Source organism: Oryzomonas japonica (assembly GCF_008802365.1).
Lineage (GTDB): Bacteria > Desulfobacterota > Desulfuromonadia > Geobacterales > Pseudopelobacteraceae > Oryzomonas > Oryzomonas japonica.
In genome coordinates this window covers 53,722-72,766 of the sequence record NZ_VZQZ01000009.1, presented here as the reverse complement: position 1 = coordinate 72,766, position 19,045 = coordinate 53,722, and the positions used below count along the sequence as shown (strand labels likewise).

At 61.6% G+C, this 19,045-nt stretch carries 15 protein-coding genes; 8 read left to right on the top strand and 7 right to left on the bottom strand.

Going from position 1 to position 19,045, the window contains the following annotated elements:
• Nucleotides 1–53 precede the first annotated feature (53 nt).
• The 5 genes from F6V25_RS13755 to F6V25_RS13735 form a co-directional block, all read right to left on the bottom strand.
• A complete protein-coding gene (locus tag F6V25_RS13755) occupies nucleotides 54–1,040 on the bottom strand; it encodes a peptidylprolyl isomerase (protein ID WP_246167045.1) in 987 nt (328 codons plus the stop codon).
• Between the two features lie 97 nt (nucleotides 1,041–1,137).
• Complete coding sequence (locus F6V25_RS13750) at nucleotides 1,138–2,088, bottom strand: peptidylprolyl isomerase (protein WP_151129114.1); 951 nt, start codon at nucleotides 2,086–2,088, stop codon at nucleotides 1,138–1,140.
• Nucleotides 2,089–2,193: 105 nt separating this feature from the next.
• Nucleotides 2,194–4,770, bottom strand: coding sequence for a putative bifunctional diguanylate cyclase/phosphodiesterase (locus F6V25_RS13745; RefSeq protein ID WP_151129113.1), 2,577 nt, complete (start codon nucleotides 4,768–4,770; stop codon nucleotides 2,194–2,196).
• A 104-nt stretch (nucleotides 4,771–4,874) separates the two neighbouring features.
• Nucleotides 4,875–8,375: a transcription-repair coupling factor gene (gene mfd / locus F6V25_RS13740; RefSeq protein ID WP_151129112.1), complete on the bottom strand. Its 3,501-nt coding sequence runs from the start codon at nucleotides 8,373–8,375 to the stop codon at nucleotides 4,875–4,877.
• A gap of 130 nt (nucleotides 8,376–8,505) precedes the next feature.
• Nucleotides 8,506–9,072: an MXAN_5187 C-terminal domain-containing protein gene (locus tag F6V25_RS13735; RefSeq protein ID WP_151129111.1), complete on the bottom strand. Its 567-nt coding sequence runs from the start codon at nucleotides 9,070–9,072 to the stop codon at nucleotides 8,506–8,508.
• Between the two features lie 242 nt (nucleotides 9,073–9,314).
• Between F6V25_RS13735 and F6V25_RS13730 the strand changes: the two genes are divergently transcribed.
• From F6V25_RS13730 to F6V25_RS13695, 8 genes are all read left to right on the top strand, one after another.
• The gene (locus F6V25_RS13730) at nucleotides 9,315–10,124 is read left to right on the top strand and encodes a pyruvate, water dikinase regulatory protein (RefSeq protein ID WP_151129110.1); all 810 of its coding nucleotides are present in this window, start codon (nucleotides 9,315–9,317) and stop codon (nucleotides 10,122–10,124) included.
• Between the two features lie 67 nt (nucleotides 10,125–10,191).
• Nucleotides 10,192–10,863, top strand: coding sequence for a response regulator (locus tag F6V25_RS13725; protein ID WP_151129109.1), 672 nt, complete (start codon nucleotides 10,192–10,194; stop codon nucleotides 10,861–10,863).
• A 126-nt stretch (nucleotides 10,864–10,989) separates the two neighbouring features.
• Nucleotides 10,990–12,408 (top strand): DegQ family serine endoprotease, encoded by a 1,419-nt coding sequence (locus tag F6V25_RS13720; protein ID WP_151129108.1) that lies wholly within the window; start codon nucleotides 10,990–10,992, stop codon nucleotides 12,406–12,408.
• 209 nt (nucleotides 12,409–12,617) lie between these two features.
• Nucleotides 12,618–13,589 (top strand): 4Fe-4S binding protein, encoded by a 972-nt coding sequence (locus tag F6V25_RS13715; RefSeq protein WP_151129107.1) that lies wholly within the window; start codon nucleotides 12,618–12,620, stop codon nucleotides 13,587–13,589.
• A 166-nt stretch (nucleotides 13,590–13,755) separates the two neighbouring features.
• Complete coding sequence (rdgC, locus tag F6V25_RS13710; protein WP_151129106.1) at nucleotides 13,756–14,925, top strand: recombination-associated protein RdgC; 1,170 nt, start codon at nucleotides 13,756–13,758, stop codon at nucleotides 14,923–14,925.
• Between the two features lie 3 nt (nucleotides 14,926–14,928).
• Nucleotides 14,929–15,942 (top strand): GTPase ObgE, encoded by a 1,014-nt coding sequence (obgE, locus tag F6V25_RS13705; protein WP_151129105.1) that lies wholly within the window; start codon nucleotides 14,929–14,931, stop codon nucleotides 15,940–15,942.
• A gap of 163 nt (nucleotides 15,943–16,105) precedes the next feature.
• Nucleotides 16,106–17,227 carry a glutamate 5-kinase gene (proB, locus tag F6V25_RS13700; protein WP_151129104.1) on the top strand — a complete coding sequence of 374 codons (1,122 nt, stop codon included), beginning with the start codon at nucleotides 16,106–16,108 and terminating at the stop codon, nucleotides 17,225–17,227.
• A gap of 196 nt (nucleotides 17,228–17,423) precedes the next feature.
• Complete coding sequence (locus F6V25_RS13695) at nucleotides 17,424–18,005, top strand: hypothetical protein (RefSeq protein ID WP_338045600.1); 582 nt, start codon at nucleotides 17,424–17,426, stop codon at nucleotides 18,003–18,005.
• 106 nt (nucleotides 18,006–18,111) lie between these two features.
• Here F6V25_RS13695 and F6V25_RS13690 read toward each other — a convergent pair whose 3' ends face one another.
• The gene (locus F6V25_RS13690) at nucleotides 18,112–18,447 is read right to left on the bottom strand and encodes a hypothetical protein (RefSeq protein WP_151129103.1); all 336 of its coding nucleotides are present in this window, start codon (nucleotides 18,445–18,447) and stop codon (nucleotides 18,112–18,114) included.
• 20 nt (nucleotides 18,448–18,467) lie between these two features.
• Nucleotides 18,468–19,034, bottom strand: coding sequence for a cysteine hydrolase family protein (locus tag F6V25_RS13685; RefSeq protein ID WP_151129102.1), 567 nt, complete (start codon nucleotides 19,032–19,034; stop codon nucleotides 18,468–18,470).
• Nucleotides 19,035–19,045 lie beyond the last annotated feature (11 nt).

Sequence of the window (19,045 nt, the reverse complement as noted above, 5' to 3'; positions counted from 1 at the left end):
CCCTTGTCAGGAGGAACGGCTGTTGTTGTTTTTATATCACCCAGCGGTAGCGCCTACAAAAGCCCCTTCAAATCCTTGATCTCCACGCTGGCCCTGCTGCGCAGCTCCTTTGCCCACTGGCTGAAGCGCTCCTCGGATTTTTTCCGGTAGATGGTGTCCTCGATCTCGGCTTTGACGCTCTCGAACGGCTTTACCTTGCCCTTGATCCGCTCCTCCAGCTTGATGATGTGAAATCCGGCCGGAGTGGAAACCAGTTCGCTCACCTCGCCCGGCTTCAGGGCCAGGATGGTCTGCTCCAGTTCCGGCAGCATGTCCCCCTTCTTGAACACCCCAAGGTCGCCGCCGTCCTTGCGGGCTGCCGGGTCTTCCGAGTAGCTCTTGGCCAGCTCGACAAAGTCCTTGCCGCTTTTGGCCTCGGCCAGCACCATCAGGGCGGTGGTCATGGCGCGCTTGATCTCCTCGGCCGGAGCCTTTTCGCTGGTGCGGAAGAAGATGTGCCGGGCGTGGAAACTCTCATCCTCCGTGTATTTCGCCTGGTTGGCCTCGTAGTACTCCCGCATCTCCGACTCGCCCACCTGGATCTTAGCGCGGACCTCCATGCTGACCAGCCTGAGGCGTTCAAGCTGGTCCCGTAACTGGTCCCGGTACTGGTCGAAGGTGAGCCCCTGGGTGGCCAGGGCGGACACCAGCGCCTCCTGGGAGGGGATCTTGTTCTGCCGCTTCACATCGTCGATGGCTTGACGAATCTCCTCGTCGCCGATCTTGATGTTCAACTCCCGGGCCTTCTGTTCGATCAGCTTTTTCTCGACCAACTGGTTCAGGACGGCATGACGGATCTTGCTGCGGCCGGCGTCGTCCAGGGGCGACTTCTGATCAGCATCACGAAGGGCCGGCTGGGCTTCCCGGTTAATCTCGTGCAGGGTGATGATCTCGTCGTTGACGATGGCGGCAATGGCGTTGATCACCTTGGCCTGGGCTCCGGCGGGCGCCAGGAACAGGCAGATGAGCAACAGGGCGCAGGTGTTTCGTTTCATAGGCATGGGTCTCTCGTCGGGGAAAACGAGAAAGGGCGGGCAGAGCCCACCCTTTCTGTTGTTGGCGTTATATGCGGATATGGTCCGGACCGGTCACGGGTTGTTATTTGCCGGGTGCGGCCGGAGTTGCCGGGGCAGCCGGGGCAGCCGGGGCTGTCGCAGGCTTGCTGTCGCCTTTGGCGCCGCCGATGCTGTTCAGCACGTCTTCCTTGATGTTGATCTTGGCGGTTTTCTTCAGCTCGTCCTTGATCTTCTGGAAGACCTCCTGCTGTTTGCTCGGCATGACGGCGGCCTTGATCTGCTCCTTGACCTCTTCGAAGGGGCGGACGCCGGCGGAGCGTTTGCCGGTCAGCTTGATGATGTGATAGCCGAAGTCGGATTTAACCACATCGGAAACCTGGCCTTCCTTCAGCGCAAGAGCGGCCTTTTCGAAAACCGGCACCATGGAGCCTTTGTTGAACCACCCCAGATCGCCGCCCTGTGCCGCGGATGCGTCAACGGAGTTCTTCTTGGCTAGGTCTTCGAATTTACCGCCGGCCTTGATCTGGGCCAGGATATCCTTGGCTTGCTTTTCGGTTTTGACCAGGATGTGGCTGGCTCTCATCTGATCGCCGGTTTTGAACTTATCCTTGTTCTGCTCGTAGAATTTTTTCAGGTCCTCGTCGGAAACCTTGGCGTCGGTCTCGACCTTTTTCTTCAGGAACGACTCGACAATCAGGCGCTTCTTGAGGTCGGCCAGCTTTTCGGCGATCTCCGGGCTCTTGTCCAGGCCGTCCTTGGCCGCCTGCTGCAGGATCAGCTCGCGGATCACCATGGTGTCCATCATCTCCTTGCGTCCCTGGGGGGTATCGGCCATGCTCTTGAGGTACTCGGGGAGATTCTTCAATTCGCGGGTGAAGTCACCGGTGGTGATGGTGCTGCCGTTGACCTCGGCCACGACCTGGCCTTCCTTCTTTGTTTCCGTTGTTGACCCTGTTGACCCCTTCTGGCAACCGAAAAGGGCTGCTATGCAGAGGGCGGCGGCGATGGTTTTGGTGCTGGCGATAGCTTTCACGGAATCTCCTTTATTATTGGGGCGATGAAGTTGTTAAAAACCTCGAAAAAATACCACACACCGAACAAGGTGGCAACTCTTTTCGTGCCGTTTCCGGACGGCTTTTCACACTATCCGGGGCGGCTCCGCAAAGCCGGGCGTCGGCATGCCGGTATGGTACCCCTGGGCGTAGTCGATCCCCATTTTCCGTACCGCCTCGAACAGTTCCTCGTTTTCGATATATTCCGCGACCGATTGGATGCCGAACTCCTTGGCCAGCACGGCAAGGGTCTTGACGAAGGCCATATCCTTGGGGTCGTTGAGCATGTTGCGCACAAATACCCCTTCAATCTTGACGAAATCCACCGGTAGCCGTCGGATGTACTGGAACGAGGAAAAGCCCGACCCGAAATCGTCGATGGCGAATTTGAAACCTTCGAGCTTCAACTCCTCCACGAACCGTTCCAGCAGGGTCATGTTCTTGACGGTTTCCCGCTCCGTCAGTTCGAAGACGATCTTCTCGTGGGCGATGCCATAGGTGTGGGTCAGCCTGATGATGGTCGGGATGAATTCATTGAGGATGAGCGATTTGGGGGAGAGGTTGATGAAAAGTATCCCCTCGTGCCGTTCCGCCCGGACCTTCTGAAAGACCTTTTCCATGAGGATGTAGTCCAGTTTGCTGATGATGCCGAGGGCCTCGGCCATCTCGATGAATTCGACCGCGGGAAGGACCTCGTTCCCGATCTCGATCCGGCAGAGCACCTCGTGGCAGGTGACGGCGCCGTCGGATGTGGCGACGATGGGCTGGAAATAGGGGGTGATCAGTTTCTCGTCCACCGCCTTGATGAGTGTGCGGGAGAGTTCGCCGCTCTTCTTGAAAACCTCGATCACGTCGTCTTCCGTCGGGACGACCAGCCGGTTCTTGCCCGAGTTCTTGGCCTTGTAGGTCATGTTGTCGGCGAAGATGAACAGATCTTTTTCGTTTTTGGCGTGGATCGGAAAGATCGCCATGCCGATGGAGGCGGTGCCGCGGACCGTGATACCCTCCGAGGAGACCACCGCCATCTCTTCCAAGGCCTCCCTGATCCGGTTCGCCACCATGTAGACCTGCTCCTTGTCCGCCTCCACAATGGCGACGGTGAATTCGTCGCCGCCGTAGCGTGCCAGGATGTCCCCCTTGCGCAGGCATTCGTGGATGGTGGCCCCGACCTTGGTCAGGAATTTGTCGCCGAAGAGGTGGCCGTGGGTGTCGTTGACGCACTTGAAATTGTCCAGGTCGATCAACAGCAGGCCGAAACTGTAGTCGTGCCGCTCGGCGCGCCCCACCTCGTATCCGAGCAGCTCCCAGAATACGCGCTGGTTGTAGAGGTTGGTCAAGGGGTCGCGGGTGGCATAGTACTCAAGGTCCTTGGTGTACTTGTAGATGGCCTTGATGGAGCCGACCACGTTGAGCATGGTGGTGAGGATGCTGTCGATGACCAGGGAGCGGATCGGGTCGGTGGCCATTTTGGATTGGAAACCGATGCCCACCACGCCGCCGATCTGGGGGGCCTTGAGGAGCAGGGATTTGGTTTGCAGCTCGATCGCGGCCCGGTCCAGGTGGAGCGGCGCGTCCTGGCTGCCGACGATGTTGTGGACCACCTTGATGGAGGCAGGCATGTCGATCTTGACGCGCTCCTCCTTGATCCTCCCCCGGATGATCTCCTCCATGATGCTCTTGGTCTCGGCGGTGGGGGGGTGCTTCCAGAAGATCTCGATATCGAAAACCTCGTCATCCACCTGGAAGATGCAAAACATGGTGTAGACCTGCATGACCTTGCCGACCTCGGTCAAGAGGTACGCGACCCGCTCCTTCCAGTCCTTTATGGACTCGGAGGTGATGATGAACCGTTCCAGCACCTGGATCTCGAACTCCAGCATCTCCTTGCCCACGGCAACCTTCCTGATCCGCTCCACAATCTTGCCGAACTCGCCGAAGATGTTGTCCAACTCCGCAAAGCCGGTGTGCTGGTTCCCCAGTTCCAGGGTGGTGAGGTCGGTGACCCGGTTGACCGTCTGCACCTTGTGGCTGAGTATGTCGACTGCCGCACCGATGCGGCGGTTGATGTAGCCGGCGACCAGGAAGGACATCACCAGGGGGAAGGGCGAGAACAGGGCGAAGATGACGAAGATGTCGTGCATCGCCTTCTGTCGCATGGCGCGGAAATCCTCGGTGACCCTCACCACCCCCAGGACCTCTCCGGTACGGGCCGTCAGGTGGCAGGTCCGGCATTGCTCTTCCGCCTTGAAGGGATAGTACTGGCTGATCAGGTCCCCGTCCCGCCGGGAGTGGGGCGTGCCCTTGGCAAATACCCGCTGGGCGTCGCTGTCCGTGATCTCGGTCGAAGGGGTGCCGTACTGGCGGTTGATCGCCTCGCTGCGGAAGACCGCGGCCGTGAAGGTTTCGGGAAAGGCCCGGCGGAACTGGGTGAGGAACCGGTCGATGTCGATGCGGGTCCAGCCCCGTTCCATGCCCTGGTGTATGGAGTTGAAGATCTGCTGGGAGATGGAACCGGAAAGGCGGGTCAGGGAGTTTTCGAGGTGTTTTTTGTAGATGTAGGAGCTGACGGCCAGGACGATCAGGAAGGTGATGCTTGACACGGCCAGGCTGGCGATAACGATAAAGCGTTTCAGTGTTATGGGGCTGGATGGTTTGTTTTTCATTGCCGGGGTCCTGCAAGGGTGAAGGATGTGTGAATCGAAACGATAGAGGACAATATATATCCTGTTTGACCTAATAATTCAACACGGGGCGTCATTATTTTTCGTTAAGGAGCGGAGGCGGGCGGCAGCAGGCGCAGCAGCAGCTTGCGGGCCGCGTCCAGAATGTCCTCGAAGGCGCTGCCCTTGATGGCCGCCACCAGACGATAGTCGGGGGTGAACTGGTACTTCTTCGGCTCGTTCTTCATCATGGCGATGATGGTGTCCGGCGGGGCCGGAGTGCGGGGGTGGAAGGAGACGACGATGTTCTTGCCGTCGTAGTCGATTTGCCGCACCAGCAGGCGTTTCAAAAGGACCCGCAGCTTCATGATCTCGAACAGGTAGGCGGTGGCCAGGGGGTAGGCGCCGAAGCGGTCGCTGACCTCGTTCTGCACGTCCAGCACGTCCTCCTCGTTCTCGGCCTGGGTCAGCTTCTTGTAGATCACCAGGCGTTGGCCGGTCTCCTTGATGTACGCCTCGGGGATGAAGGCCGGCACCTTGAGGTTGATCTCCGGCTCGACCCGTTCGGTCATCTCCTCGCCCCGCAGGCGGCAGATGGTCTCCTCCAGCATCTGGTTGTACAGTTCGAAGCCGATCTCCACCACGGTGCCGGACTGGCGGCTCCCCAGCATGTCGCCCGCCCCGCGGATCTCCATGTCGTGAGTGGCGATGCGGAAGCCGGCCCCCAGTTCGGAGATGTCCTGGAGGATGCGCAGGCGTTCCCGGGCGTCGCCGCTGATGGAGCCTTCGCCCGGCACGAGCAGATAGGCGTAGCCGCGCTGGGTCGAGCGCCCCACCCGGCCGCGCAACTGGTAGAGCTGGGACAGGCCGAACTTGTCGGCGTGGTCGATGATCAGGGTGTTGGCGTTGGGGATGTCCAGGCCCGATTCGATGATGGTGGTGCAGAGGAGCACGTTGGTTTCCCCGTGCATGAAACCGAGCATGACCTTCTCCAGATCGTGCTCGTTCATCTGGCCGTGCCCCACGGCGATCCTGGCCTCGGGCACGATGGCGCTGAGCTGTTCCAGACGCTTGGCGATGGTCTGGACCCGGTTGTGGACGAAAAAGACCTGGCCTCCCCGGCGCAGTTCGCGCATGACCGCCTCCCGGACCAACTCCTCGGAGAAGCGGGCCACGAAGGTCTTGACGGCCAGGCGGTCCACCGGCGGGGTGTCGATGATGGACAGGTCGCGGATGCCCATCATCGACATGTACAGGGTGCGGGGGATCGGGGTGGCGGTCAGGGTCATGACGTCCACCACGGCCCGGAAGGCCTTGAGCCGCTCCTTGTCCTTGACGCCGAAACGCTGTTCCTCGTCGATGATCAGAAGCCCCAGGTCCTTGAAGGCCACATCCTTCTGCAACAGGCGGTGGGTGCCGATGATGATGTCGATGTCCCCCTTCTTGAGGCGCTCCAGTAGCTCCTTCTGCTCCTTGGGGGTGCGGAAGCGGGAGATGACCTCGACCGTGACCGGGTACTCCTTGAGCCGTTCGTGGAAGGTCTCGTAGTGCTGTTGGGCCAGGATGGTGGTCGGCACCAGGATGCCCACCTGTTTGCCGTCCAGGGCCGCCTTGAAGGCGCCCCGCAGGGCCACCTCCGTCTTGCCGTACCCCACGTCGCCGCACACCAGCCGGTCCATGGGGCGGGAACGCTGCATGTCGGCCAACACATCCTGGATGGCGGAGAGCTGGTCGGGGGTCTCATCCCAGGCAAAGGCGGCCTCGAACTCCCGGTACATCTCGTCCGGGGGCGAAAAGGAGAACCCCTCGCAGATCTGGCGTTTGGCATAGATCTCCAGCAGTTCGCCGGCCAACTCCTCGATGTCCTTCTTGGCCTTGCCCTTGGTCTTTTCCCACGAACTCCCCCCCAGCTTGTCCAGGGCTGGTTGGCTCCCCTCGGGGCCCACATAGCGCTGCACCAGCCCCAGGCGGTCCATGGGGAGGTAGAGCTTGTCGCCGCCGGCGTACTCCAGGAGCAGGAAGTCGCCGCCGATACCGGCGATATTGACGTGCTGAAGTCCCCGGTACAGGCCGATGCCGTGGTCCACGTGCACCATGTAGTCGCCCGGCTTGAGTTCGGCCAGGGAGGCCAGAATCTGTTTCTTGCGCACCTCGGAGATGCCCCGCCGCTTGACCCGCTTGCCGAACAGCTCCTCCTCGGCCACCAGGGCCAGGCGGGAGGAGGGGAGACGGAAGCCGCGGGAGACCTCCCCCAGGACCATGGTCACGCCTGCGGGGGCGCCGGAGATGGTTTCGGAGAAGGTCGCCTCGCTGATAACGCAGGGGATGGCGTAGGGGGCCAGCAACTCCTTGAGCCGTTCCGCCTGGGGGCGCTGGTGGCAGGCGACCAGGACGCGGAAGTCCTGGTCGAGCCACCCCCGCAGGGTCTGGGAGAGGGGGGCCAGGGCGTGGGTGGTCTCCTTGGAGACGGAGACCCGCAGACCGGCGTTGTCCTCGCAGGGGATGGCGATGGTCGTGGCCTCCCCCCCGCCGTCCAGCGCCAGTCCGGAAAGTTCCAGGCGGCTTTTGCCGGCCAGGATGCCCTCAAGCTGCCCGGCGTCCAGGTACAGCGCTTCCGGCGGCGAATGGGGCAGGCGGCCGGCGCGGGCCTTGTCCCCGCCCGCGGCGATCTCGTCGGCGAAGCGGGCGGCGGCCTCGCGGACCGCCTCGGGGTCGAGCAGGACCACCGGCGCGGCCGGCGCATAGTCGAAGACGGTCTCCAGGCCGGGGTGCAGGAGCGGCTGGAGGTACTCGATGCCCTGGAAGTAGACGGCGTTGCGCAGATCCTCCAGGATCAGGCGCCGCCGGTCGGCCGGGATGTCCAGGTCGTCGCAGCACTGCTTCAGCCGGGGAGAGATATCGTCCAGGACCTCGTCGGTGAGGAGCAGTTCCCGGGACGGGAGCAGCACCAGTTCCTCAACCGGCTGGAGCGAGCGCTGGGTCAGGGGATCGAAGGCGCGCATGGTCTCCACCGTGTCGCCGAAGAACTCGATCCTGACCGGCGTGCTGAAGTTGGGGGGGAAGATGTCCAGGATGCCGCCCCGGACGGCAAAGGTGCCGCGGTCGTCCACCAGGGGGGCGCTGGAGTAGCCGAGCCTGACCAGTTTGCCCAAAAGCACGTCCCGGTCGAACTCCTCGCCGGCCACCAGGTAGCAGGCAACCTGGTTGAAGACGGTCCGGGGCAGGACCTTTTGCAGGGCCGCCGCCACCGGCAGCACCACCGCCCGGGCCTGATTGCCGTGCATGCGGGAGAGGGCGTCGAGCCGTGCGCCCGAGATGTCGGGGTGGGGGGAGGCCGCCGCAAAGGGGGCGCTGTCCCAGGCCGGGAAGGAGAGGGGGGGGACGTCGCTGCCGAAAAAGGCCAGTTCCCGGCAGAACTCGTCGGCGGCCTCCTGGTCGGCGGTGATGACCAGGAGCCCCTTAGGGGACGAACCGAGCAGGGCGGCAACCACATAGGCGGCGGCGGAGCCCTTCAGGCCGGGCAGAACGATACGCCGGTCGCCCCTGCGCAGGGCAGCCAGGCAATCCACTAATTGGGGCGGCAGGGAGATTGTTGTCGGAGAGGTCATGGGGGTACCATCATGCGCGGCGCCTTGCTTTGGTCATGCTTTCGTCGGCTCGTTTGGAAGCTCTTTCACCGGAGAGGTTACGCCGTGCCGTCGTGCAGGTGTCCTGATTCCGGCGCGTCGGTCTGTCGGGTCATTTTTTCAGGCCGGCCTTGATCTTGGGTTTGCCGTTTTCCACCACCACCCGGAATGCCAGGTCGTCGGTCCCCAGCTTCCCCTTGAGGGCCGGTTTTTGTTTCTCGATGGCCGCCCGGATCTGGTCGCGGCTGATGCCGTCTATCGGCAGGTTGCAGCTTTTGCGGGCTTCGCAGTATTCCCGGTAGACCCGCTCCACCTGATTGTCCGGCCCGTCAGGCGTTGGCCGGTCGGGCTCCGCCTTTGCCGGTGAAGCGCCGCTGCGCTGCCTCTGATGCAGGTCGCTGATGAAGCGGTCGCGGGAATACTTCCCCTCTTCCATGAGCCGGAGGATACGGTTCCAATGTTCCCGATAGGTGTTGAAGCGGGCGACCAGGGTGGCGAATTTATGTTTGAGCATGGTGTTGTTGATGGGCGTGCCGATATAGCGCCGCACCGTCCTCTCCACCTCGCCACGCAGGGGGAGCGGCTCCCGTTTCTCCAGGCCGGAGAAATACTGTTCATAGCGCAGGACCAGATCGGCCAGCGCCTGTTCGAGTGTTGCGAAATCCTCGGCCATTCCCATGCAAAAACCCCAATCCCCTCTTTCCTACGGCCGCCCCGAACCCGCCCGGAAAAAACAGGGTGCGGGCCATCCGGCAGCCATGCACCGCAATTAAACAAAATATAATCAATCACCCCGATATGTAAAGCGTTAATAAGATTTTTCCCGTAAACGAAAACTCTTGACATATTACTGTGCTGGCGATATTTAATTAGAAAAATCGTCTTTAAACTAATGAGACTGGCAAGGTTACGGCGAGATAAATGAAAACGATCTACGTCTTTTCCGACTCAACCGGCGAGACCGCGGAACGGGTGATCAAGGCGGCTCTTTCTCAATTCTACGAAGAGGACGTCAAGGTCAACCGTGTGTTCCAGATCCGTTCCCAGAACGACCTGCAACAGGCCCTTGCCGTGGTGGTGCGCGAACCGGGAATGCTGGTCTATACCCTCGTGGACCCGCACCTCTCCGAGGCGGTCGAACGGGTCGCCGAGGAGCAGGGCCTCATCGCGGTGGACCTGCTGAGCAGTCTGATCTACAACCTGTCCCGCTATCTGGGAGCCCCGTCGCGGGAGATTCCCGGACTGCTGCACCGCATCGACACCGACTACCACAAACGGATCGAGGCGGTGGATTTCACGGTCAAGCACGACGACGGCCAGGAGACCCGGCACCTGTACAAGGCCGATTTGGTCCTGGTGGGGGTGTCCCGGTCGTCCAAGACCCCCCTCTCCATGTATCTGGCCCACAAGGGGTACAAGGTGGCCAACGTGCCGCTGGTAAAGGGGATCGAGCCCCCTGAGGAGCTGTTCCAGATCGACCCGGCCAAGGTCGTGGGGTTGATCATCGATACCCGGCGCCTGGTGGAGATCCGCACCTCGCGGCTGCTCAACATGCGGCAGAGCCCCCGCGGGAGCTACGCCGATTATCAGCAGGTGGAGGACGAGGTCGCATTCTGCAAAAAACTGTACCGGCAGCACCCGGAATGGCTGACCATCGATGTTACCAACAAATCGGTGGAGGAATCGGCATCGGAGATCATGCGGCGCCGGGATGAACCGCCCGTCTATTGAAGCTGAAGCGGTTTCCCGAGCGTTTTTCACATAGATGTACCGGGTCGATATTATGAGGGAGGTACACATGAACATTCTCGTGGTTGAAGACGAAAAGAAGGTCGCCAGCTTCATCAAGCGCGGTCTCGAGGACGACAACTACAAGGTCGCGGTGGCCTATGACGGCCTCGATGGCTTCAGGCAGGCCCGGGACGGCGACTACAACCTGGTTATCATGGATATGATGCTGCCCAAAAAGGACGGCATGGCGGTGGTCAGGGAGCTGCGGGAAGCGGGAAACCGCGTGCCGGTGCTGATGTTGACCGCCCGCGACAATATGGAGGATATCGTGTCCGGCCTGGACGCCGGTTCCGACGACTATCTTACCAAGCCGTTCGCCTTTGCCGAATTGCTGGCCCGCGTCCGTGCCCTCCTGCGGAGAGGCGAGCAGGACCGGGGCGCCGAAATCCGTTTCGCCGACCTGCGGCTCGATCCGGTCAGCCACAAGGTGTGGCGCGGCGTCAAGGAGATCGACCTGACGTCCAAGGAGTACGGCCTTCTGGAGTACCTGATGCGCAATCCCAACACCGTCCTCTCCCGGGCCATGATTGCCGAGCACGTGTGGGACTACGCCTTCGACAGCTTTACCAACATCATCGACGTGTATGTCAACTACCTGCGCAAGAAGATCGACAAGGATTATTCCGGCAAACTGATCCACACCGTCCGCGGCCAGGGGTATATCCTGCGGGAGGGGTAGCGGGGGACTTGATTTTTGTCGGTTGATGGATTATTTTCCCCCAAAAGGGTCAAGGGCGGCGTCGTGGCTGGTAATGCGATCCGCCCTTGTCGGTTGTCAACCCCATAAAATCTCGGAGGTCAGAACATGTCCACACCATTCGTGTCCACGGTCCGTCTTCTGGTCGCCGGTCTGATTGCCACCCTGGCAATCCCGGTCATGTCCATCGCCAAACCGATCAGTCCCGACTTCGTCGCCCTGGCGAAGCGGCTCAAACCGACCGTCGTCAATATACGGACCACCAAGAACATCAAACCGCGGCAACGCGCCCGACACCCCCAGCTTCAGCAACCACCCTTCGGCAATTTCTTCGACGATTTCTTCGGCCGCTATTTCGACGAGGCGCCGCAACAGCGGCCGCGCCGTGAGCAGGCCCTGGGCACCGGTTTCATCATCAGCGCCGAAGGGTACATCCTGACCAACAACCACGTGGTCAGCGGCGCCGACGAGGTGATGGTCAAGCTTTCCGACGGCCGGGAGATCAAGGGCGAGCTTACGGGGAGCGACGAAAAACTCGACCTGGCGCTGATCAAGATCAGCGAGAAGGAAAAGTTGCCGGTCGCCGAACTGGGGGACAGCGACAATCTGGAGGTCGGGGAGTGGGTCATGGCCATCGGCAACCCCTTCGGCCTGGCCCAGACCGTCACGGCCGGGATCGTCAGCGCCAAGGGGCGGGTGATCGGCAGCGGACCGTATGACGACTACATCCAGACCGACGCCTCCATCAACCCGGGCAACTCCGGCGGGCCGCTCTTCGATGCCAACGGCAGGGTGATCGGCATCAATACCGCCATCATCGCCGGCGGCCAGGGGATCGGGTTTGCCATCCCCATCAACATGGCAAAGGACATCGTGGCCCAACTCCGGGACAAGGGCAAGGTCACCAGGGGGTATCTGGGGGTGCGCTTCCAGCCGCTGACCGCCGATTTGGCCAAATCCTTCGGCCTGGATTCGGACAAGGGAGCCCTGATCGCCAACGTGGAGAAGGACACCCCGGCCGATAAGGCCGGACTCAAGGCGGGCGACATCATCCTGGAGTACGACGGCAAACCGATCACCGAAGGGAATGAACTGCCCCGCTACGTTGCGGCCACCCCCATCGACAAGAAGGTCAAGCTGATGATCTTCCGCGACGGCAAGAAGCAGGTGGTAGGGGTGACCATCGCCCGGTTGAAGGATGGCGAGGCCCAGGCCGCTGCCGCTGGCACCACCGAGAGCGCATCCATCGGCATCGTGGTGCAGGAACTGACCAAGGAGTTGGCCTCCCGCCTGGGTATCAGGGACACCAAGGGGCTGATCGTCAGCGAGGTGAAGCCCGGTTCGTCCGCCGAGGAGGCGGGGATCGCCCCTGGCGACATGATCATTGAGGTGAACGGCCAGGGGCCGGATACCCGGGAGAAATACAACGCCGTGGTCGCCAAGCTGAAAAAGGGCGACGTGGCCCGCCTGCTCCTGAAGCACCCCGATGGCGCGCTTTACTACGTTGCCGTAAAGATCGACCAATAAAACCGGAGAGGGCGGGCCGCAGGCCCGCCCTTCTCATTTCATCCCGGGAGTCCCCATGTCCGCTCGTTACGTCCAGCCGCTGCGCATCCTGATCCAATTCTGCTTTCTCGCCTTCATGCTCTGGCTGGGGCTCAGGTTCTACCAGTTCGTCCAGTATCTCCGTGTCGGCGGCGCNGGCCCGCCCTTCTCATTTCATCCCGGGAGTCCCCATGTCCGCTCGTTACGTCCAGCCGCTGCGCATCCTGATCCAATTCTGCTTTCTCGCCTTCATGCTCTGGCTGGGGCTCAGGTTCTACCAGTTCGTCCAGTATCTCCGTGTCGGCGGCGCTTCCGCCCCCGTGCGTCCCGACGGCGTCGAGGGGTTTCTCCCCATCTCCGGGCTGCTGGGCCTGGCCGGCTGGCTCAAGGGGCTGGGCATCAACCCGGTCCACCCGGCGGCGGTGGTGATCTTCCTGACCATACTCGGCGTATCCCTGCTGCTGCGACGCTCCTTCTGCTCGTGGGTCTGCCCGGTGGCCACCATCTCGGAATGCGCCTGGAAGGGCGGGTTCAAGGGACTCAAGCGCAACCTCCGCCTCCCCCGCTGGCTGGACGTGACCCTGCGCGGCCTGAAATACCTGCTGATGGCCTTCTTCATCTACTCCATCGCCATCGCCATGTCGGCCGAGGGGTTGCGCGACTTCATCTTCTCCGACTACCACAAGGTTGCCGACGTGCGGCTCCTGGACTTCTTCCTGTATATCTCCCCCACGGTCCTGATGATCATCCTCTTCCTGGTGGCGGCCTCCCTTATCCTGCGCAACCCCTTCTGCCGCTACCTCTGCCCCTACGGCGCGCTGCTGGGGCTTGCGGCCCTGCTCTCGCCGGTACGGGTCACCCGCGACAGCGAGCGCTGCGTCTCCTGCGGGGTCTGCAACCAGGTCTGCCCCACCTATATCGACGTCATGCACAAGCAGAGCGTCAATTCCCCCGAGTGTATCGGCTGCTGGCGCTGCGTCAGTCACTGTCGGGCGGAGGGCGCGCTCTCCATGCGCGTCGTGGGCAGGTTCGTCATCCCCGGCATCGTCTTTGCTGTTTTGGTGGTGCTGTTCTTCTGGGGAGGGACCCTGGCGGGCAAACTGACCGGCCACTGGCGCACGGCGCTGGATGCCGCCGAGTACGGCAGGCTCCTGGGGAGGTAGGGAGACGGGGCTTATGGGGCTGATGGGACTTATAGGATACGGGAGCTATGGGTCCCATAGGACTTATACGTCCCATTAGTCCCATTGGCCCCATAATCGTGGCGCAACCCATGAAAATATGTCATACTAACCGACTATTTCAGATACGAAAGGATGCACCCGAATCATGGGAGTTTACGCCAACACCGTCAGCATCACCCAGTACACCATAACCGGCGACCTGCCGAAGAACGACCAGTTCCAGTGGTTTTCCGAAAAACTGTCGGCCCGCGGGTTCCAGTCCATCGAAAACTCCGCCGAAGAATCCTCCGAAGGGTGGACCCTGGTGGACCATCCCGATAACGCCGACTTCGAGGTGCCGTCCGATTTCTGGCGCGACAACTACGTGGTCTTCTCCCTGCGCCGGGACCAGCGCAAGGTGCCGGCCGCCCTGCTCAAATCCCACGCCGGCCGGGAGGAGGGGGCCTTCCTGGCCCAGCACCCCAACCTGCGCCGCGCACCCAAGAAAAAGCGGGAGGAGATCAAGGAACTGGTGCAGTTGCGCCTGTTGACCAAATCCCTGCCGGTCCCCTCCAGCGTGGACGTGGTCTGGGACCAGAGGAGCGGCGTGCTGACCCTGTTCAGCCTGGGGACCAAGGTCCTGGAGCGCTTCGAGGAGATCTTCCGCAAGACCTTCGAAGGGTTCAGCCCGGTGATCGTCCACCCCTTTGCCCGGGCCCGGATGCTGGTGGAGGGGCCGATGCTGGACAAGCTGGAGGCCGCCAACCTGGCCGGATCGGACGCGGTGGCGGCCCAGATTCGCGACAACCAGTGGCTGGGGTGGGATTTCCTCCTCTGGCTCCTCCAGCGTGGGGTGAACGGGGAGGGGGATTTCTCCGTCAGCCGCCCGGGCCATCTCGGCACCGGCGAGCGTTTTTCCGCCTGGATCGACGACCGTATCCAGTTCCAGGGGGGGAGCGAGGAGGGGAGCATCCAGAAGGTCTCGGTCTCCGGTTCCCAGGACAGCTACCTGGAGGCCATCTCGGCCCTCAAGGGGGGCAAGCGGATCACCAGTGCCACCATCTGCATGGAAAAGGACGAAAACCCCTGGAAATTGACCCTCAAGGGTGAGACCTTCGGTTTCGCCTCCCTCAAATGCCCCCAGGTCCGTATCGAGAAGGACGCCACCGTGGATCAGATGAGCGAGCGGGAGGCGGTCTTCTACGAGCGCATGTTCCTGCTGGAGCAGGGCGTCCAACTCTTCGACAGCCTGTTCGCCGCATTTCTCAACGAGCGCCTGACCGATGCCTGGGGAGCGCGCCTCCAAGCCATTCAGGCTTGGCTGGACGGAAAGTAGCCTATGAAATTCATTGATGAAGTAACCCTGTTCACCGCCTCCGGGCACGGCGGCGCCGGTTGCGTCGCCTTCCGCCACGAGAAGTTCATCGAGTTCGGCGGCCCCAGCGGCGGCGACGGCGGCAAGGGGGGCGACGTGATCTTCGTGGCCACCTCCGGCCTCTCGACCCTGTTGGAACTGCGCCACCGGCCGCACCAGAAGGCCGAAAAGGGGCACAACGGCATGGGCAAGAACCGCCACGGCGCCGGCGGGGAGGACCTGGTGATCAAGGTGCCGGTGGGCACGGTGGTCAAGGACGCCGAGACCGACGAACCGCTGGCCGACCTGACCGAGGACGGCCAAAAGGTGATCCTGCTCAAAGGGGGGCGGGGAGGGCAGGGCAACGCCCGTTTTGCCACCGCCACCAACAAGGCGCCCAAATTCTCCCAGCCGGGGGAGGAGGGGGAAGAGCGCAAGCTGCGCCTGGAGTTGAAACTGATGGCCGACGTGGGGCTGTTGGGGCTGCCCAATGCGGGCAAGTCGTCCCTCATCAGCAAGATCTCCGCCGCCCGCCCCAAGATCGCCGATTATCCCTTCACCACCATGGTCCCCAGCCTGGGGGTGGTGGCATACAAGAATTACCGTTCCTTCGTGGTGGCCGATATCCCGGGCATCATCGAGGGAGCCCACGCCGGCGCCGGCCTGGGGCACCGTTTCCTCAAGCACCTGGAGCGCTCCGGCATCCTGCTGCACCTGGTGGACATCTCCTGGATGCCGGAGCGGGACCCCCTGGCCGAATACCAGGCGGTCTGCCGCGAACTGGCCCTCTTCAGCCCCGAGCTGGCGGCCAAGGAGCAGGTGGTGGTGATCACCAAGACCGACCTCCCCCAGACCCAGGAACGGCTCGCCGAGATCAGGGCGTGGTTCGAAGGGCAGAAGATCACGGTGTTCCCCATCTCATCCGCCACGGGCGAGGGGGTCGAGGCGCTTCTGGACGAGATCGCCCGGCGGTTATGGGCGGATCGGGATAAGGGGTAGACTCTCCACGGCAGTTTTGCCACAGGGCCACAGAAAAAATCACCATCTGCTACAGAGACACGGAGACACAGAGGAAATCACAGAGTTTTGAAAAATTCTCGAATGGTTATCTCTGCGTCTCTGTGGCAAATAGTTTTGGGATTAACCCTACAGGACTCTAAGAATGCGTAAAGAGATATTGAAATCCGTGAAGCGGGTGGTGATCAAGATCGGCAGCCGGGTGCTGACCGATGCCGACGGCGCCCTGGATCTGGCGGTCATCGGGCGGATCTGCCGCGATCTCGCCGCGTTGCACGCCCGGCACCTGCAGGTGGTGGTGGTGTCGTCCGGCGCCATTGCCGCCGGCAGGAGCGAATTGGGGCTGACGGAAAAGCCCCGGACCATCCCCCATAAGCAGGCGGCGGCGGCCATCGGCCAGTCGCTCCTCATGCGGGCCTACGAAGAGGCCCTGGAGCCCCACGCCCTGAAGGCGGCCCAGATTCTTCTGACCAGCGAGGACCTGGTCAACCGGCAGCGGTTCCTCAACGCCCGCGCCACCATGGACGCCCTCCTGGGCTTCGGCATCATCCCGGTGATCAACGAGAACGACACCGTGGTGGTGGACGAGATCAAGTTCGGGGACAACGACAACCTGTCGGCCCTGGTCACCAACGTAGCCGAGGCCCATCTGCTGCTGATCCTGACCGATATCGAGGGGTTTTACAGCGCCGATCCCCACCATGACCCGGAAGCCCGGCTGATACCCCTGGTGAAGGGGGTCACCCGTGAGGTGGAACGGGCGGCGGGGGGGGCCGACTCCACGGTCGGCACCGGCGGCATGGCCACCAAGGTGGCGGCGGCCAAGAAGGCCGGCAAGAACGGCGTCCCGACCATCATGGTGAACGGCAAGCGCGACGGAATCATCGCCGCGGCCCTGCGGGGCGACGAGGTGGGCACCCTGTTCCTTCCCGCCGCCGTGGGGCTGAACCGGCGCAAACACTGGATCGCCTACACCCTCAAGCCGTCCGGCAGGGTGGTGGTGGACGAGGGGGCGCGGGAGGTGCTGCTGAAACGGGGCAAGAGCCTTCTGCCGTCAGGCGTGGTGCGGGTCGAGGGGCGTTTCGACCGGGGAGGGTGCGTGCGGATCTGCGGGCCGGACGGCGTGGAGTTCGCCCGGGGGCTGTCGGATTACTCCAGCGCCGAAACGGCCCGGCTGGTGGGGAAAAAGAGCAGCGAGATCGACGATATCCTGGGGTATCACTACGGAGATGTGATTATCCACCGGGATAACCTGGTGGTTCTCTAAGAGATTGTTGAAAAACAGCCATCTCGCCACCGTCCTCGAAGACCCTTTCGTGCGGCGTAGCGCTGCTACGCCTCCTCAGGGTCTTCTGCGGGTGCGGCGATCTGACTATTTTTGAACAACCTGGAATTTTTCAACAGCCTGCTACGGCATACCACCCCGCCAACGCGCCGTCCGGATTACCATGGCCATGTTCCCTTTGTCCGCACACATTTTCGACTTGGTTCCGTCCGCAGCCGTCATGCTGCCGGTGCTGAAGCTCTTCGTCATACCCGTCGGGGGCGGAATCCCTGCCGGCGTCATGCTCGCCAACGCCAAGGGGCTGGCTTGGCCCATCACCACACTGCTCTACCTGGTTTCGGATCTTGCCCTGGCCCTTGTTTTTGAACCGGTCCTCCGGTTGCTCGCACTCGTGTGCGGCAAGATTCCCTTGTTAGCCCGTTTCGGCAACGTATTAAAGGCTGCAATGGCCCGTAGCGCGGCACATTTCGGCGGTACCGGCGCAGGCCCCATCACGCTCGTCATGATCGCCTTTGGCGTCGATCCCATGACCGGGCGCGCCTCGGCGCTTGCCGCCGGTCACGGATTCCTCGCCGGCTGGGCCTTCGCCATCGCCGGGGACATGCTCTATTTCGCCGTCATCGCGCTTACGACCCTGCGTCTTAACTCCTACTTTCACGACCCCAACACGACCATGCTGATCGTCCTCGCCGCGATGTTCGTCGTGCCCATGCTGGTACGCCGTTTTCGACCTACACGATTGCCTCTTCAAGGGGCCTGAGCAGAGTGATTAAGCCCAACATTCCGGAGCAATAATACAATTAATTGTTTTCCGGCAAGGCTATAGTTGCATTCTGCCCCCAGCCTCCCACAAAACACCATCCGGGTCAGATGCATCCGCTAGCGGGGGAATTGCCGCCATGAAATTTTCCAAAATGGCGCGCCGAATAAAGGGCGATCAGGAAGGCGCCCATTCCCAGGGCAATAACATCCGTGGTTGCATAGAGGTCGAAAGTCCCAACGTGGAAAATAAGAAGATACGCCGCCATCACATTAAAGAAGCCCCAGATGACATTAACGGTGGATGACGAAAGCCCTTCGCCGGACGGCTTTGCGAAAGGGCTTTGAAAGGCATGCCCCATCATGCCGCTGACGATATGCGGAATGGCGTTGGCGAGGAAGGCGCCGCCGAAAAAATACGCGATATGGTTTGCCACGTTCATGTTGAGTTCCTCCCGGTTGGTTATTCCTGTTCAGAGATAAACGCGTCCGTAGTGGTAACCGCTCCGCGTTTTGGAAATATCTTTTCCGTCAGAACGCGATGGACCTCGGCATCCGCATCGCAGCAGGCATCGCGAATGATGGTAAGCCTGAAATCCAAGTCGAACGCTCTGGTGACGGTCGCAAGGACGATGCCGCTGGTGGAAATGCCGAAAAGGACCAGATTTTCAATTCCGCGGGCGCGAAGCGTCAGGTTGAGGTGGTTCTCGGAGAACGCGCCGATGCGTTGTTTATAGATAATCAGGTCGCCGGGTTGGGCAATCGTGCTGTGAAATTCGGCGGATGGGCTTCCTTTGACAAAAAGATTGTTTTGTTGGGCCCTGAGAAAGGGCGTGTCCCAATCGGCTACTGCCGGGTGGCCTTCGGAAAATCCCAGCCCCACATGGACAAGCTGATACTTTTTCTTTCGGGCCAGTTCCACGATTCTGGATGCGTTGGGAAGAACGCTTTCATAGCCGTCCACCATCGCCAATATCCCTTTTTGAAGGTCAAGCGTCAGTACGGCGGTTTTGGACGGTTCAAGTTTCATTTCACGGCTCC